This is a genomic window from Micromonospora radicis (genome assembly GCF_003583405.1).
Lineage (GTDB): Bacteria > Actinomycetota > Actinomycetes > Mycobacteriales > Micromonosporaceae > Micromonospora > Micromonospora radicis.
The window spans coordinates 58,793-73,843 of record NZ_QXEC01000010.1 but is presented as its reverse complement, the minus strand read 5'-3'; the positions used below and the strand labels follow the sequence as shown (position 1 = coordinate 73,843).

Sequence of the window (15,051 nt, the reverse complement as noted above, 5' to 3'; positions counted from 1 at the left end):
CCCGCTCCGTTGATCATGAGGTTGGCGGCAGTGGCTGATCTTCAAGCCGCCGCCAACCTCATGATCAACCAGGTGGTGCGGGGGTGGTGCGGCGTCGCTGCTCGGCGCGCCACCAGTGGGCGATCAGCACCGCGCTGGCGATCAGGCCGAGCGCGGCCGGCGCGGCGGCGAACCAGTTGATCCCGCCGGGGGAGGTGACGGCGGCACCGACCGCCGCGTAGCCGAACGCGGTCGGCACGGAGGCGATCACGCTGCCGGCGAGGAACGGCAGCAGCCGGGCGCCGGTGGTGCCGTAGCCGTAGCTGACCAGGCCGAAGCCGGAGACCGGCAGCAGCCGTACGGTCATCACGCCGAGCACGCTCTGCCGGGTGAACCAGCCGTCCAGGCGGGCCAGCCGGCCGCGTACCCGTTCGGCCACGAACTCCCGGCCCAGCAGTCGACCCACGGTGAAGCCGACCGCCGCCGCGACCAGGGCGGCACCCAGCGCGTACAGGGCGCCCGGCAGCATTCCGAAGATCGCCCCCGAGGCGAGCGTGATGAAGGTACGCGGCACCAGCGCCACCAGCAGCAGCGCACCGCCGAGGACGGCCGCGACCGGGGCGAACGCGCCCAGCCGGTCGGCCAGCTGCGGCAACGTCGCCGGGTCGGGCAGCGGCGCCAGCAGCAGCGTCAGCCCGAATCCGGCCAGCAGGAGCAGCAGTACGCCGAACCGGAGTACCGACGGGGGTAGCCCGAACCGGAGCCCGCGCCGTCCGGCTCGCGTGGTGCCGCTCCCGGTCGCCCAGGCCCGGACGACACCGAGCAGCCGCCGGACGGCCGGGGTCATGGCCGGGCGGCGACGGCCACCGCGGTCTGGCGCTCGGCCCGCAGCCGGTCGGCCCAGGTGTCGTCCAGCGGCGGGAGCTGCTGGGCGCCGGTGGCCCAGCGCAACAGCAGGTCGGCCAGGGCCGGGTTGCGGGCCAGCGCCGGCCCGTGGGAGTACGTGCCGAGCAGCTTGCCCCGCCACGCCCCCTCGGTGTTGCCGTCGTTGCCGATCCCGGTGGTGACCCGGGCCAGCGGGGCGACACCCGGGCCGAGCCGGGTGCGCCCGCCGTGGTTCTCGAAGCCGGTCAGCGGCGGCAGGCCCAGCCGGGCGTCGATCTCACCGGCGAGTTCGCCGACCGCGCGGGTCTCGCCCCGGTCCGAGCTGAGGTCGAGCAGCTCCAGCCCGCGGTACTGGGTGCCCTTGGCGAAGAACGAGGTGCCGAGCAGCTGGTAACCGGCGCAGACACCGAAGACCACCGACCCCTGGGCCACCGCGCGGTGCAACCCGCCGTCGGCGAGCAGCCGTTGCGCGCCGAGCGCCTGCGGCCCGTCCTCGCCGCCACCGATCAGGTAGATGTCGGCGGTGGTGGGCAGCTGCTGGTCGGAGCGGACCTCCAGCACCTCGACCGGGAACCCGCGCTGGCGCGCCCGCCGGGCCAGGATCAGCACGTTGCCCCGGTCGCCGTAGGTGGACAGCAGGTCCGGGTAGATCCAGACGATACGCAGGGTCTCAGTTGACACGGTCCAACTCCGCTCGGATGTCCTGGAACGCGGTGTAGTTCGCGATGACCTCCAGCCGCCCCGGTGGTACCGCCCGGACCGCCTCGTCGAAGGTGCGTACGTGCTGGAACGGTACGTCGTTGACGTCCAGCCGGACGGCCAGGTCGTAGGCCCGGTCGCCGGTGATCAGCACCTGGCGCCCGCGCAGCGGGGCGAAGTCGACGTCGAACAGCCAGGAGGTGTCCAGCCCGTCGGGGTCGCGGGCGTTGATGGACAGCAGGGTCGGCGCGAGGTCGGCCATGTCGAACGCCTCCAGCCAGCTGGCCGGGTTCTTGGCCAGCAACAGCCGGACGGTGCGGCCGTCCCGCACCACCTGCGCGTACCGGCCGGCGACGGAGGTGACGTCACCGAGGCGGGGGACGGCGTCGAACGGGCGTACCCCGAACTCGGCGGCCACGGCCAGGGCGGTGGCCGCGTTGCCGACGTTGACCTTGCCCGGGAGCTGGAGCTTGACCTTGTACCAGGCGCCGGTCGGGTCGACCACGCCCTCCTCGTCCACGGTCCACTGCGGCTCGGGCCGGCGCAGCGCGCAGCCGGTGCACCACCACTGGTCGCCGGAGCGCTGGATGGTGGAGCCGCACTCGGGGCAGACCCAGGAGTCGTCGTGCCAGCGCTGCCCGGCGGAGAACCAGGTGACGTGCGGCGGGGTGATCTGGTGGTCGTGGCTGGCGGGCGGGGTGGCGGCCCAGACCACCATCGGGTCGTCGGCGTTGGCGACGATCCGGATGTCCGGGTGGCGGGCCAGCGCGGCGCGCCAGAGCTGCGCCATCATGGCGACCTCCTTGGCCCGGTCCAGCTGGTCGCGGGAGAGGTTCAGCAGCGCCACCACGTGTGGCTCGGTCGCCTCGATCACCTGCGCCAGGTAGTGCTCGTCGACCTCCAGCACCGCGTACGGGGTGCTGCCCGCCTTCGCCAGGGCGGAGGTGTGGCCGGTCGGCATGTTGGCGCCGAACGAGTTGGTGGCGACCCGGCCGAGGACGCCGACCGCCGCGGCGGCCAACCGGGTGGTGGTCGTCTTGCCGTTGGTGCCGGAGACCAGTGCGATGGCCCGCCCCGAGGACAGGTGGGCGAGCAGGTCCGGGTCGATCTTGAGACCGAGCCAGCCGCCGATCACCGAGCCGTCGCCGCGTCCCGCGGCGCGCGACAGCGCCGCGGCGGTCCGCGACACGGAGCTGGCCACCTTCGCCCGCAGGGGCATCTTCGCGTCCGTCACGCGAGCGAGGTTACCGGACCACCGGAGGGGTCAGATCGCCACCGACGACGATCCGTTCGGCTCAGCTTTCGTGGCGGCCGGGCGGCGACCGCTCCGCCGGACGGAGTCGATCTATGTCGGATAGCGGACCCGCCCCCGCGGCGCCTCGGCCCTCCACTCCGCTCCACCCCGGCTGACGTGCGGTTTTGTCGTCCAGAGCGGCGCGCCACGCGGTCGAATCTGGTTGCGGGTGGAGGGAAGTGGAGTAGAGTGGGGCGCATTGGTGAGGCCGGGAGGGCCCACCGGCCCGGGGGGTCTGCGGCGCGCGAACGCCGCTAGAAGGGCGAGGGGGTTGGGCCGATGTTCCTCGGCACCCACACCCCACGTCTGGACGACAAGGGCCGGTTGATCCTTCCGGCGAAGTTCCGGGATGAGCTGGCGGGGGGTGTCGTGATCACCAAAGGGCAGGAGCGCTGCCTCTACGTCTTTCCGACGCCCGAGTTCCAGCGCATCGCGGAGCAGTTGCGCGCGCAGCCGATGACACACAAGGCGGCCCGGGCCTACAGCCGGGTCTTCTTCGCCAGCGCGCACGACGAGGTCCCCGACAAGCAGGGCCGGGTCACCATCCCGGCGCACCTGCGCAGCTACGCGGGGCTCGACCGGGATCTGGTGGTCATCGGGGCGAGCACTCGGGTCGAGGTCTGGGACAAGGTCGCCTGGGAGACCTACCTCGCCGAGAGCGAAGACGACTTCGCCGACATCGAGGAAGGGGTGCTGCCAGGCGGTCTGTAGGGCGTGACGGCGCCCGACGTACTGCGAGATCTCCAGCCGCTTTCGAGTTCCTGGCATCCCTTCCCCGGTGCCAGGGGCACGATCCGACACGGAGGGCCGTGGCCCGACGGGCGGGCGGGGAGCGGATGGGGATCTGGCGGTACGACGGCACGGCGTCGTCCGACGAGCAGGGCGCGGGAACGACAACGGTGCAACCAGTGGGGGTCGACATGGGGGAGCTACGCGGCACGCACGTGCCGGTGCTGCTCGAGCGGTGTCTCGAGCTGCTGGCCCCCGCGCTGGGCCGGGGTGGCCGCACCGTGCACGTCGACGCGACGTTGGGCCTGGCCGGGCACGCCGAGGCGGTGTTGCAGGCCCACCCGGAGACCATCCTGGTGGGGCTGGATCGGGACACCGAGGCGCTCGCCCACGCCCGGGTCCGGCTGGCTCGGTTCGCCGACCGGATCCACCTGGAGCACGCCGTCTACGACGAGTTGCCCGAGGTGCTCGACCGGCTGGGCTATCCGGCCGTGGACGGCGTCCTGTTCGACCTCGGCGTCTCCTCGTTGCAGCTCGACGCGCCCGACCGCGGGTTCGCGTACGCGCAGGACGCGCCGCTGGACATGCGGATGGACCAGACCCGGGGGGTGACCGCCGAGCAGGTGGTCAACACCTACGCCCACCCGGATCTGGCCCGGGTGCTGCGGGTGTACGGCGAGGAGAAGTTCGCCGGCCGGATCGCTTCGGCGATCATCCGCGAGCGGGAGCGGGCCCCGATCACCTCGTCGGCGCGGTTGGCCGAGTTGGTCCGGGAGTCCATTCCGGCACCAGCCCGACGAACGGGCGGGCACCCGGCAAAGAGAACGTTTCAGGCTTTAAGGATCGAGGTAAACAGGGAACTGGCGGCGCTGGAAACCGCGTTGCCGGCCGCTCTGGACCGACTTTCCATCGGCGGTCGCCTGGTGGTGCTGTCCTACCACTCGCTGGAGGACAGGCTCACCAAACAGGCGCTCGCCGGCCGGGTCCGCAGTACGGGCCCGGTCGACCTCCCGGTCGAACTGCCCGGGTCTGAGCCGACGTTCCGGCTGCTCAGCCGGGGCGCGGAGCTGCCCGGGGAGGGGGAGGTCGACGCCAACCCGCGGGCCGCTTCGGTCCGCCTGCGGGCGGCGGAACGGATCGACCCGCAGGCCCGGCAACAGGGGCGTACCGACCGCGAACGGTACCGCCGCCGGGTCAAGGCGATGCACCAACCGGGGACGGGCTCGGCCGGTGGTTCCGGATCGGATCCCAGGCGGGGCCCGGGGGAGACGACGGACGAAGAGGGGGAGGGAACATGAACGTGGACAAGCGTCGGGATGTCGCCGACGTCGGGCAGCGCGCACCGCGGTCGGGGGGCCGGATCGCGGCGGAGCGGGCCAGGGGGACCGGAGACGTCAACCGGCGCACCGACCGGGTGAGCCGACTGGAGGAGACTCGCGCCCGGGGGGCGCGCGAGTTCCCCACCCAGGGCAGCGCCGCGCTGCGTCCGGTGGAGCGGGTCGCCGCCGAGCCGCAGCGGGCGGAGTCGCCGCGGCTGCGGGTCGCCCCGCCGCCGCCGGTACGGGTGCCCCGGGCGCCCTTCGCGGCGCTGGTCGTGGTGCTGGTGGTCGGCGGGGTACTGGGCATCCTGGCGGTCAACACGAAGATCAACGAGAACGCCTTCCGGCTGTTGGAGCTCCAGGAGCAGCAGGCCAAGCTCGACGTGGAGCAGCAGCAGCTGACCAAGGAGATCGCCGACGCCGAGGCGCCGGGCAACCTGGCCGCCCAGGCCCGCAAGCTGGGGCTGGTCGAGTCGGGTGAGCCGGCGCTGATCCGGCTGCCCGACGGCAAGCTGATCGGCGTGCCGCAGCCGGCCGGCGGGCAGGCGTCGATCACGAGCACCCAGGGCGCGGAGCGGTAGGCCGTGCCATCGAGGTCGGAGGAACCGCGCCGGGACGCCACAGGCTCCCGGCGCGGTTCGTCGCGTGGTGGGTCGGATCGCGGGGTACCGCCCCGCACCGGCGGGGAACGTGGCGGCGAATCGAGCATCGGTGGCATCTCCGACGCCCGCGCGTACACCCCACGGGGCCGGACCGTCCGGGAAGGTGGCGGCGCGCCGGCCGCCGGGCGTGCCGAGCAGCGTCGTACGCCCCGCAGCAGCCGGTCCCAGGATCCGTTCCGGCCGGCGTTGCAGGTGCTCGACGGCGGCCGGGCCGCCGCGACCCGGGCCGGTGACCGGCAGGGCGGTCCGGCCCGTCGGGACGGTGCGGCCGGCCGCACCACGGTGGTGCGTACCGTCACCGCCCGCACCCGGTCCGACGCGGCGACGACCGCGGCACCGCGACGGCGGGTCGGCGGCCGGGATCCCCGCCGCGACGACCGGCCGCCGGGCCGCCGCCCGGCCCGCAAGCCACCCCGCCCGCCCAAGCTCGCCGACCCGGGCCGCCGACTGCGCCTGGGCACCGCGCTGGCGATGGCCCTGTTCGTCGCGATCGGTGTCCGGCTCGTCGTGCTCCAGGCGGTGGAGACACCGGCGTACGCCGACGGCGGGCTCGCCGACCGGCTGCGGACCGTGAAGTTGCCGGCGCCCCGCGGCGCGATCTACGACCGGGACGGCGCCCCGCTGGCGCACAGCGTCGAGGCCCGGTACGTCTACGCCGACCCCACCCGGGTCGAGGACATCGAGGCGACCGCCCGGACACTCTCCCCGCTGCTCGGCATCCCGGCCTCGGAGCTGGCGACGAAGATGCAACCGCGCAAGCGGATCAACGGCGTCGACTCCGAGTTCGAGTACCTGGCCCGGGGGGTGGACATCGACCGCGCGCGGGAGATCGCCGCGCTCGACCTGTCCGGCATCCACACCCAGCGCGACGAGCGGCGGGAGGTGCCCGGCGGCGACCTGGCCGCCAACCTGCTCGGCTTCACCAGCCTCGACATGGCCGGGTTGGAGGGGTTGGAGGCGCGCTACGACGACCTGCTGCACGGCGAGGACGGCGAACGGACCTTCGAGATCGGTCTCGGCGCGCCCATCCCCGGCGGCTACAGCCGGACCACCGAAGCCAAGCCGGGCAGTTCGATGGTGCTGACCATCGACCGGGACCTGCAGTTCATGACGCAGCGGATCCTCAGCGAGCAGGCGAAGGCGGTGCAGGCCAGCACCGCCGCCGCGGTGGTGCTGGACGTGCGCACCGGCGAGGTGCTGGCGCAGGCCAGCGACCCGACCTACAACGCGGCGAGGCCGCGCAGCAGCGACCCGACCGACCGGGAGGACGCGGCCACCAGCTTCGTGGTCGACCCCGGCTCGGTGCACAAGGCGATCACGTTCGGGGCGGCCCTCCAGGAGGGGGTGATCACGCCCGAGACGTCGTTCCCCGTCGCCAACGCCATCCGTAAGGGTGACACCTGGTTCCCGGACACGCACTTCGCCAACGGACGACGGATGAGCGTGGCCGGAATGATGGCCTACTCCTCCAACGTCGGCACCATCCAGATCGCCGACAAGCTCGGCCCGGAACGCCTGCTCGACTACCAGCGGCGATTCGGCCTCGGCAAGCCGACCGGGGTCGGCATGCCCGGTGAGGCCAGCGGCCGGCTGCTGCCGATCTCGGAGTGGAGCGAATCGTCACACGGGTCGGTGCCGATCGGGCACAGCGTCGACGCCACCCCGTTGCAGATGGCCGCCGCGTACGCCGCCATCGCCAACGACGGCACGTACATCCAGCCGCACCTGGTCAAGGAGACGATCGACCCGAAGGGCAACCGGACGCCGGCCGAGGCCCCGGTGACCCGCCAGGTGCTCAGTCCGGACCACGCCGCCTCGCTGCGTACCATCATGGAGGCGGTCACCACCGTGGACAACGCCACCGGGCGGGCCGCGGCGGTGCCCGGCTACCGGGTGGCCGGCAAGACCGGGACCGGCTGGCGGCTGGTCGACGGCAAGAAACAGCCCGGCGACGTAGCCTCGTTCATCGGAATGGCTCCGGCGGAGAATCCTCGATATGTGATCGCGGTATTCGTGCACAGCCCGAGTGGTGGCGGCGGAACCGTCGCCGCTCCGGCGTTCCGAGAAATGATGACCTTCACCCTGCGCCATTTCAAGGTGCCGCCGTCGAGCGAACCGGCACCGAAGTTCACGGTCTTCCCGTAATGACGTCGGTCGTCGTCTTCGACCAGCCGTCCGACGACGTCGGTGGATCCGTGGCGGGGTGTCGCGGATTCGCCGGCGGCCGGGCCGCATCCGCTGTCTGGTGCGATGCGCCCGATCCCGGATCGAGTGGCTGCCGCCGTCCCGAAGGCCAATCGGTCCGGGATCGAGCGTGATCATGATCCGGGCGAGGACGGCAGCGGTCCCGGCGGCGGCGACCTGCGGTCTGACTCCCTGCGACGGAGATTCAGGCGCGCCGTGCGGCCGACAGCGGGCGACCGGGTAGGGTCTGACGCCGTGCGCGGCAATCCTCGTCCCCGTACCGTGCCCGGAATCCGGCTCGGTGACCTAGCCGCCCGGCTCGCCGTGGCGCCCTCCACCAGCATCGATCCGGTGGTGACCGGGGTGACCCACGCCAGCCAGGAGGTGCGCCCCGGCGATCTGTACGCGGCGCTGCCCGGTGCCCGTCGACACGGCGCGGAGTTCGCCGCCGCCGCGGCGGGCGCCGGAGCGGTGGCAGTACTCACCGACCCGGCGGGCGCCGAACTGGCCGCCGCGAGTGGGTTGCCGGCCCTGGTGGTGGCCGACCCCCGGGCGGAACTCGGTGGGCTCGCCTCGGCCGTCTACGGCGATCCGACCGCGGCGCTGACCGTGATCGGGGTGACCGGTACCGCCGGCAAGACCTCGACGGCGTACCTCGTCGAGTCGGGGTTGCGCGCCGCCGGACACACCACCGGCCTGATCGGCACCGTGGAGACCCGCCTCGGCGACCTGGTGCTGGACAGCGTACGGACCACGCCGGAAGCCACCGACCTGCACGCGATGCTGGCCGCCGCCCGGGAGCGCGGGGTCACCGCGGTGGTCATGGAGGTCTCCAGCCACGCCCTGGCGATGGGCCGGGTCGGCGGCGTGCGGTTCACCGTGGGGGGCTGGACCAACTTCGGCTCCGACCACCTCGACTTCCACGCCGACTCGGCGGACTACTTCGCCGCCAAGGCACGCCTGTTCGACGGTCGCTGCGCCGTCGAGGTGCTCAACCAGGACGACCCGGCGCTCAAGGCGCTGTTCCGGCCCGCGACGGTGGGTTTCTCGGCCGCCGGTGACCGGGCCGCCACCTGGTGGGCCGACGACGTCGACGGCGAGGGGTACGCCCAGCGGTTCACCGCGCACGGCCCGGACGGGCTGGTCCTGGACGCCCGGGTGGCGCTGCCCGGCCGGCACAACGTGGCGAACGCGCTGCTGGCCATCGCCACCCTGGTCGCCGCCGGGATCGACCCGGCGACCGCCGCGCGGGGCGTGGCCGACTGCGGCGGCGTACCCGGCCGGCTGGAGTCGGTGGGCGTGGCCGGCGGGGTACGCGGGGTCGTCGACTACGCGCACAAGACCGACGCCGTGGTGGCCGTCCTGGCCGCGCTGCGGGAACTCAGTGCCGGCCGGCTGATCTGTGTGATCGGCGCGGGCGGCGATCGGGATCGGGGCAAGCGGCCGCTGATGGGTGCCGCAGCCGCGGAGGGAGCCGACGTGGTGGTGGTGACCGACGACAACCCGCGCACCGAGGAGCCCTCGGCGATCCGGGCCGAGGTGCTGGCCGGCGCGTACGGAGCCGACACACCGGCCCGGGTGGTGGAGGTGGCCGGGCGACGCGCGGCGATCGACGAGGCGGTCCGGCTGGCGGCCCCCGGTGACGTGGTGGCGGTGCTCGGCAAGGGCCACGAACGCGGCCAGGAGATCGCCGGCGAGGTGTTCCCGTTCGACGACGTGACCGAGCTGGCCGACGCGCTGCGGGCCCGCTTCGGCAAGCTGGCGGGTCACCGGTGATCGCGCTGAGCCTGGCCGAGGTCGCGTCGGCCGTCGACGGGCGACTGGTCGCCGCCGACCCCGCCGCCCAGGTGACCGGGAGCGTCGAGTTCGACTCCCGCAAGGTCACCCCGGGGGGACTCTTCGTCGCCTTCGACGGCGAGCAGGTGGACGGGCACGACTTCGCCGCCGGGGCCGTCGCGGCCGGTGCGGTGGCGGTGCTGGGTACCCGTGAGGTGCCCGGCGTGCCGATGGTGGTGGTCGCCGACGCGCTGACCGCGATGGCCCGGTTGGCCCGCGCCGTGGTCGACCGGCTGCCCGGGCTGACCGTGATCGGGCTGACCGGCTCCTCCGGCAAGACCACCACCAAGGATCTGATCGCCCAGCTCACCGCCCGGCTCGGCGAGACGGTGGCGCCGCCCGGGTCGTTCAACAACGAGCTGGGGCATCCGTACACGGCGTTGCAGGCGGGGCCGTCCACCCGTTACCTGGTGCTGGAGAAGGGCGCCCGGGGCATCGGGCACGTGCGGTACCTGTGCGAGGTGGCGCCGCCGCGGATCTCCGTGGTGCTCAACGTCGGGGTGTCGCACATCGGCGAGTTCGGTTCGCAGGAGAACATCGCGCTGGCCAAGGGCGAGCTGGTCGAGGCGCTGCCGGCCGACGGGCTGGCGGTACTCAACGCCGATGACCCGCTGGTCGACGCGATGGCGAGCCGGACGACCGCCCGGGTGGTCCGGTACGGCGAGGCGGCACACGCCGACGTACGGGCCGTGGACGTGACACTGGACGAGCGCGGGCGGCCCGCGTACACCCTGGTGACGCCGGAGGGCAGCGCGCCGGTACGGCTCGGGCTGACCGGGCGGCACCAGGTCTGGAACACCCTCGCCGCGGCGGCGGTGGCCCGGGAGCTGGGCATGCCGTTGGCCGAGACGGCCGTCGCGCTGGGTGCGCTCGGGCTGGTCTCCACCCGTCGGATGGACGTCTTCGAGCGTACCGACGGGGTGACCGTGATCGACGACTCGTACAACGCCAACCCGGCGTCGATGGCGGTGGCGCTGCGTGCGCTGGCCGGCATCGGCGTCGGACGGCGTACCGTCGCGGTGCTCGGCTACATGGCCGAGCTGGGTGAGTTCGAGACGCAGGGGCACGCCGACATGGGCCGCCTGGCGGCCGAGCTGGGCGTCGCCCGGCTGCTCGTGGTCGGCGAGGCGGCGGCGCCGATCCACCACGGGGCGACATCGGTAGGTGACTGGGGAGGAGAATCGGTGCTGCTCACCGATCAGGCGGCGGCCGTCGAGGTGCTGCGCAGCGAGCTACGGCCGGGCGACGTCGTCCTGGTGAAGGGGTCCCGGTACCGGACCTGGGAGGTGGCCGACGCGCTGCGTGCCGACGCGGTCGCCGGCTCCCCGGCCGGTCCGGTGGCCGGGGGTGGCGCGGCGTGAGAGCGGTCATCGTGGCCATCGGGGTGGCCTTCCTCGTCTCGCTGTTCGGCACCCCGATCGCGATCCGGGTCTTCACCCGGCTGAAGGCGGGTCAGCCGATCCGGACTGACGGCCCGCAGATGCACCAGGGCAAGAAGGGCACCCCGACCATGGGCGGCGTGGTGTTCATCCTCGCCACCGTGATCGCGTACGTCGCGGGTCACCTGGCGTTGACCACCCTGCCGGACGCGCAGATCGCCCAGGTGGAGCCGACCATCACCGCGCTGGTGCTGCTGGGGCTGATGGTCTTCTGCGGCGCGGTCGGCTTCATCGACGACTTCCTGAAGGTGCGCAAGCGGCACAGCGGTGGGTTGAGCGCCCGCGGCAAGCTGCTCGGGCAGATCCTGGTCGGCGCGGTGTTCGGCGTGATCGCGCTCTACTTCCCGTCCACCATGACCGACGCCTCGGGCGCGGTGACCAACACCGAGACCGTCGGCAGCACCACGCTGAGCTTTATCCGGGACATCCCGGCGCTGGACGTGACCAAGATCGGCGCCGTGATCATCTTCATCTTCGTGGTGATGGCGGCGACCAACGGGGTGAACCTCACCGACGGGCTCGACGGCCTGGCCACCGGGGCCTCGGTGATGGTGCTCGGCGCGTACGCGGTGATCGCCTTCTGGCAGTACCGGCACTGGTGCGCCGATCCGGCGTACACCGCCAACCCGAACAACTACTGCTACACGGTGCGGGATCCGCTGGAGATCGCGTTGATCGCCGGGGCGGCGGCCGGGGCCTGTGTGGGCTTCCTGTGGTGGAACACCTCACCGGCCCGGATCTTCATGGGCGACACCGGCGCGCTCGGGCTGGGCGGCCTGATCGCCGGCATGGCGATGTCCACCCGGACCATCCTGCTGCTGCTGATCATCGGCGGCCTGTTCGTGATCATCACCATGTCGGTGGTGATCCAGATCATCTCCTTCAAGACCACCGGCAAACGGGTGTTCCGGATGTCCCCCCTCCAGCACCACTTCGAACTCGCCGGCTGGAGCGAGGTCAACATCGTGGTCCGCTTCTGGATCATCGCCGGCATCGGCGTAGCCATCGCCCTGGGCCTCTTCTACAGCGACTTCCTAGCCAACATGGGCTGACCCCACCCCCACCCCCACCCCCACCCCCACCTGCCCGCCACCGTTGATCATGAAGCTGTTGTCACCCCGCCCGGCGTGTCGTGACAACAACTTCATGATCAACGGCGGCGGGCGGCGGGCGGCGGGCAGGGGCAGGGGTGGGTGGGGGTGGGGATGGCAAGTGCGACACGCCGAGTGGGGGATACCGGGGGTGTCGGGTGCCGACAGCGGCGATGATGGCGCTGTGGGGGAGGCGCGAGGCGACAACGGCGACGAGACGGGCGGCCGCCGGTCCGGTGGGGCGACGCGGGCCGCGGGAACGGCCGAGACAGGGCGAACGGGCACCGCGGTACGGGGCGAGGACGCGCCGCGACCGGCGGGGTCGGGCGCCACGCGCTCGGCCGGGACGGGTACCGCCGCTGCGGGCGCCGACGGGGGTCCCTGGCGTGGGCTGGACGCGATGGGCGGGCTGGCCGCGCTGCGCGGCCTGCTGGCCCGGCCACTGGCCTCGTACCACCTGCTGTTGGCCAGCTCGGGGCTGCTCCTGCTGATCGGCCTGACCATGGTCTTCTCGGCCACCAGCGTGCGCGACTACGCCGCGGGTGGCAACGCCTCCGCATCGCTGACCAAACAGGCGATCTTCGCGGTGATCGGCATCGTGGCGTTCTGGGCGTGCCAGCGGCTGCCGGCCAGCACCTACCGGGCGCTCGGTCGACCCACGCTGGCCGTCGCGGTGGGGCTGCTGGTGCTGCTGAACCTGTTGGTGGCGTACGGGCGGTTGACCGGCGCACCGGCGCGGATCGGGCCGCTGGAGGCCGAGCTGCTCGGGCTGTACGTCGGTAGTGTCGGACTACAGCCCTCGGAGGTGGCGAAGTTCGCGCTCGTGTTGTGGGGGGCGTACGTGCTGGCCCGCAAGGGTGCGGCGCTGGGTTGGTGGCGGGAACTGGCCGCTCCGCTGTTCCCGGTGGTGGGTCTGCTGTTCGTCCTGGTCGGCTACAACGACCTGGGCAGCATGCTCTGCCTGCTGGCCCTGGTGGTCGGCCTGCTCTGGGCGGCAGGGGTGCGGCTGCGGGTCTTCGCCACGCTCAGCGCGATCGGCCTGGCCGGCATCGGTCTGCTGGTCGCGGTGGCCTCGCTCGGCGCCGGCTCCGGGGTCCGGGGCGAGGAGAACTACCGGCTGCAACGACTGACCATGTTCGTCAGCCCGCCGCCGCTGGAGCAGTGCCGGGAGCAGCTCTGCTACCAGATGGTGCAGGCCCGCTACGCCATCGCCAACGGTGGCTGGTTCGGTACCGGGCTGGGCCAGGGGCGCAGCAAGTGGGCCTGGCTGCCGGCGGCCGAGAACGACTTCATCTTCGCGGTGATCGCCGAGGAGCTCGGCGTGGTCGGCTGCGTGGTGGTGGTCAGTCTCTTCGCCGTACTCGCCTACACCGGCCTGCGCATCGCCCGCCGGGTGGACGACCCGTTCCGCCGGCTGGCCGCGGCGGGCGCCACCGCATGGCTGATCGGCCAGGCCTTCATCAACATCGGCGGCGTGATCGGTCTGCTGCCGCTGACCGGCGTACCGCTGCCGTTCATCTCGGTCGGCGGCTCCGCCCTGGTCGTGACCCTCGCCGCGGTCGGCATGCTGGCCTCGTTCGCCCGCGCGGAACCCGACGCGGCCCGGGCCCTGCATGCCCGTCCGCCGGCCCAGTGGGTCCGACTAGTGTGGGCTCCGTTGCCGCCGCTTCCCGGCCGGCGTCGCCGTGCGACGCCACCGCCGGCCGCCCGGGGAACCGTGCCCCGGGCTCGCAAGCGGCGCGGGGACGACCAGGCCGTACCGCGTGGCACCCGGCAGGGCCGGGGCCGCGGCGGGGCGGCGGACGAGAGGAGACGTTGATGGGTCCGCTGCGTTCGGTGGTGCTCGCAGGAGGCGGCACCGGGGGGCACATCTATCCCCTGCTCGCCTTCGCCGACTGCCTGCGCCGACACGACCCCGGCGTCCAGATCACCTGTCTCGGCACGCCGAAGGGCCTGGAGAACGAGCTGATCCCGCCGGCCGGCTACGACCTGCGCAACATCCCGGCGTACCAGCTGCCCCGCTCGATCAACATGAACCTGGTCCGTACCCCGGGTCGGATGTGGACCGCGGCCCGCGCCGCGGGCAAGGTCATCGAGGAGGTACGCGCCGACGTGGTGGTCGGCTTCGGCGGGTACGTCTCGGTGCCGGCCTACCTGGCCGCCTGGCGCCGGGAGTTGCCGATCGTGATCCACGAGGTGAACGTCCCGCCGGGGGTGGCCAACCGGCTGGGCATGCGGTTCACCAAGCACGTGGCGGTGGGCTTCCCGCACCAGCCCGCGCAGGCCGAGGCGCTGCGCGACGCGCGGGTGGTCGGCGTACCGCTGCGGCGCAACATCGCCGGACTGGACCGGGCCGCCATGCGCAACGCCGCCCGCGCCCACTTCGGGCTCCGCCCGGACCTGCCGGTGCTCTTCGTCGCGGGCGGTTCGCAGGGTGCCCGGTCGATCAATCTCGCGGTGGCCGGTGCCGCGAAGGAACTGGCCCGCAACGGCATCCAGGTGCTGCACGTGATGGGGGCCCGCAACGAGCCGGTGCCGATCCCCAGCGACCTGCCGGTGCCGTACGTGACCCTGCCGTACCTGTCCGACATGGACGCCGGTTACGCAGCCGCGGATCTGATGCTCGGCCGGGGTGGCGCGATGACCTGCGCGGAGGTGGCCGCGATCGGCCTGCCGACCATCTACGTGCCGTACCCGCACAGTAACCAGGAGCAGAAGCGCAACGCACTGCCGGTGGTCGAGGCCGGCGGCGGGCTGCTGGTCGACGACGCCGAGCTGACCCCGGACTGGCTCGAACGCACGGTGATCCCGCTGATCCGCGACCCGCAGCGACTGCACACGATGGGCGCCGCCGCCGCCGGCTACGGCCGGCGCGACGGCGACGAGGCCCTGCTCAACTTCGTCTACGAGGCGGTGGCTTCCCAATGAGCGCGA

At 73.0% G+C, this 15,051-nt stretch carries 12 protein-coding genes; 9 read left to right on the top strand and 3 right to left on the bottom strand.

Annotated elements, in window-relative coordinates; all coding sequences use genetic code 11:
- Positions 1-64 precede the first annotated feature (64 nt).
- Genes D2L64_RS12655 through D2L64_RS12645 form a run of 3 tightly spaced genes read right to left on the bottom strand, consistent with a single transcriptional unit; the run spans position 65 to position 2,782 of the window.
- Complete coding sequence (locus D2L64_RS12655) at positions 65-826, bottom strand: TVP38/TMEM64 family protein (RefSeq protein ID WP_119575632.1); 762 nt, start codon at positions 824-826, stop codon at positions 65-67.
- A complete protein-coding gene (locus D2L64_RS12650) occupies positions 823-1,545 on the bottom strand; it encodes a type 1 glutamine amidotransferase (protein WP_119575630.1) in 723 nt (240 codons plus the stop codon). The genes D2L64_RS12655 and D2L64_RS12650 overlap by 4 nt, the downstream gene beginning before the upstream one ends.
- The gene (locus D2L64_RS12645) at positions 1,535-2,782 is read right to left on the bottom strand and encodes a Mur ligase family protein (protein WP_119575628.1); all 1,248 of its coding nucleotides are present in this window, start codon (positions 2,780-2,782) and stop codon (positions 1,535-1,537) included. Before D2L64_RS12645 ends, D2L64_RS12650 begins: the two co-directional genes overlap by 11 nt.
- A gap of 354 nt (positions 2,783-3,136) precedes the next feature.
- Here D2L64_RS12645 and mraZ point away from each other — a divergent pair, with 354 nt between their 5' ends.
- From mraZ to murG, 9 genes are all read left to right on the top strand, one after another.
- Positions 3,137-3,568, top strand: coding sequence for a division/cell wall cluster transcriptional repressor MraZ (mraZ, locus tag D2L64_RS12635; protein WP_119575626.1), 432 nt, complete (start codon positions 3,137-3,139; stop codon positions 3,566-3,568).
- A gap of 209 nt (positions 3,569-3,777) precedes the next feature.
- The gene (gene rsmH / locus D2L64_RS12630; protein ID WP_119575845.1) at positions 3,778-4,884 is read left to right on the top strand and encodes a 16S rRNA (cytosine(1402)-N(4))-methyltransferase RsmH; all 1,107 of its coding nucleotides are present in this window, start codon (positions 3,778-3,780) and stop codon (positions 4,882-4,884) included.
- Positions 4,881-5,486: a hypothetical protein gene (locus D2L64_RS12625; RefSeq protein ID WP_119575624.1), complete on the top strand. Its 606-nt coding sequence runs from the start codon at positions 4,881-4,883 to the stop codon at positions 5,484-5,486. Before rsmH ends, D2L64_RS12625 begins: the two co-directional genes overlap by 4 nt.
- Before the next feature lie 3 nt (positions 5,487-5,489).
- Positions 5,490-7,712, top strand: coding sequence for a peptidoglycan D,D-transpeptidase FtsI family protein (locus D2L64_RS12620; RefSeq protein ID WP_119575622.1), 2,223 nt, complete (start codon positions 5,490-5,492; stop codon positions 7,710-7,712).
- A 294-nt stretch (positions 7,713-8,006) separates the two neighbouring features.
- The gene (locus D2L64_RS12615; RefSeq protein ID WP_119575620.1) at positions 8,007-9,527 is read left to right on the top strand and encodes a UDP-N-acetylmuramoyl-L-alanyl-D-glutamate--2,6-diaminopimelate ligase; all 1,521 of its coding nucleotides are present in this window, start codon (positions 8,007-8,009) and stop codon (positions 9,525-9,527) included.
- On the top strand, positions 9,524-10,948 hold the full coding sequence (locus D2L64_RS12610; protein ID WP_119575618.1) for a UDP-N-acetylmuramoyl-tripeptide--D-alanyl-D-alanine ligase: 1,425 nt from the start codon (positions 9,524-9,526) through the stop codon (positions 10,946-10,948). The genes D2L64_RS12615 and D2L64_RS12610 overlap by 4 nt, the downstream gene beginning before the upstream one ends.
- Entirely contained in the window at positions 10,945-12,078 is a 1,134-nt protein-coding gene (mraY, locus tag D2L64_RS12605) for a phospho-N-acetylmuramoyl-pentapeptide-transferase (RefSeq protein WP_119575616.1), read from the top strand. Before D2L64_RS12610 ends, mraY begins: the two co-directional genes overlap by 4 nt.
- A 439-nt stretch (positions 12,079-12,517) precedes the next feature.
- A complete protein-coding gene (locus tag D2L64_RS12600) occupies positions 12,518-13,936 on the top strand; it encodes an FtsW/RodA/SpoVE family cell cycle protein (protein WP_119575614.1) in 1,419 nt (472 codons plus the stop codon).
- Positions 13,936-15,045 (top strand): undecaprenyldiphospho-muramoylpentapeptide beta-N-acetylglucosaminyltransferase, encoded by a 1,110-nt coding sequence (murG, locus tag D2L64_RS12595; protein WP_119575612.1) that lies wholly within the window; start codon positions 13,936-13,938, stop codon positions 15,043-15,045. Before D2L64_RS12600 ends, murG begins: the two co-directional genes overlap by 1 nt.
- Positions 15,046-15,051: the final 6 nt, after the last annotated feature.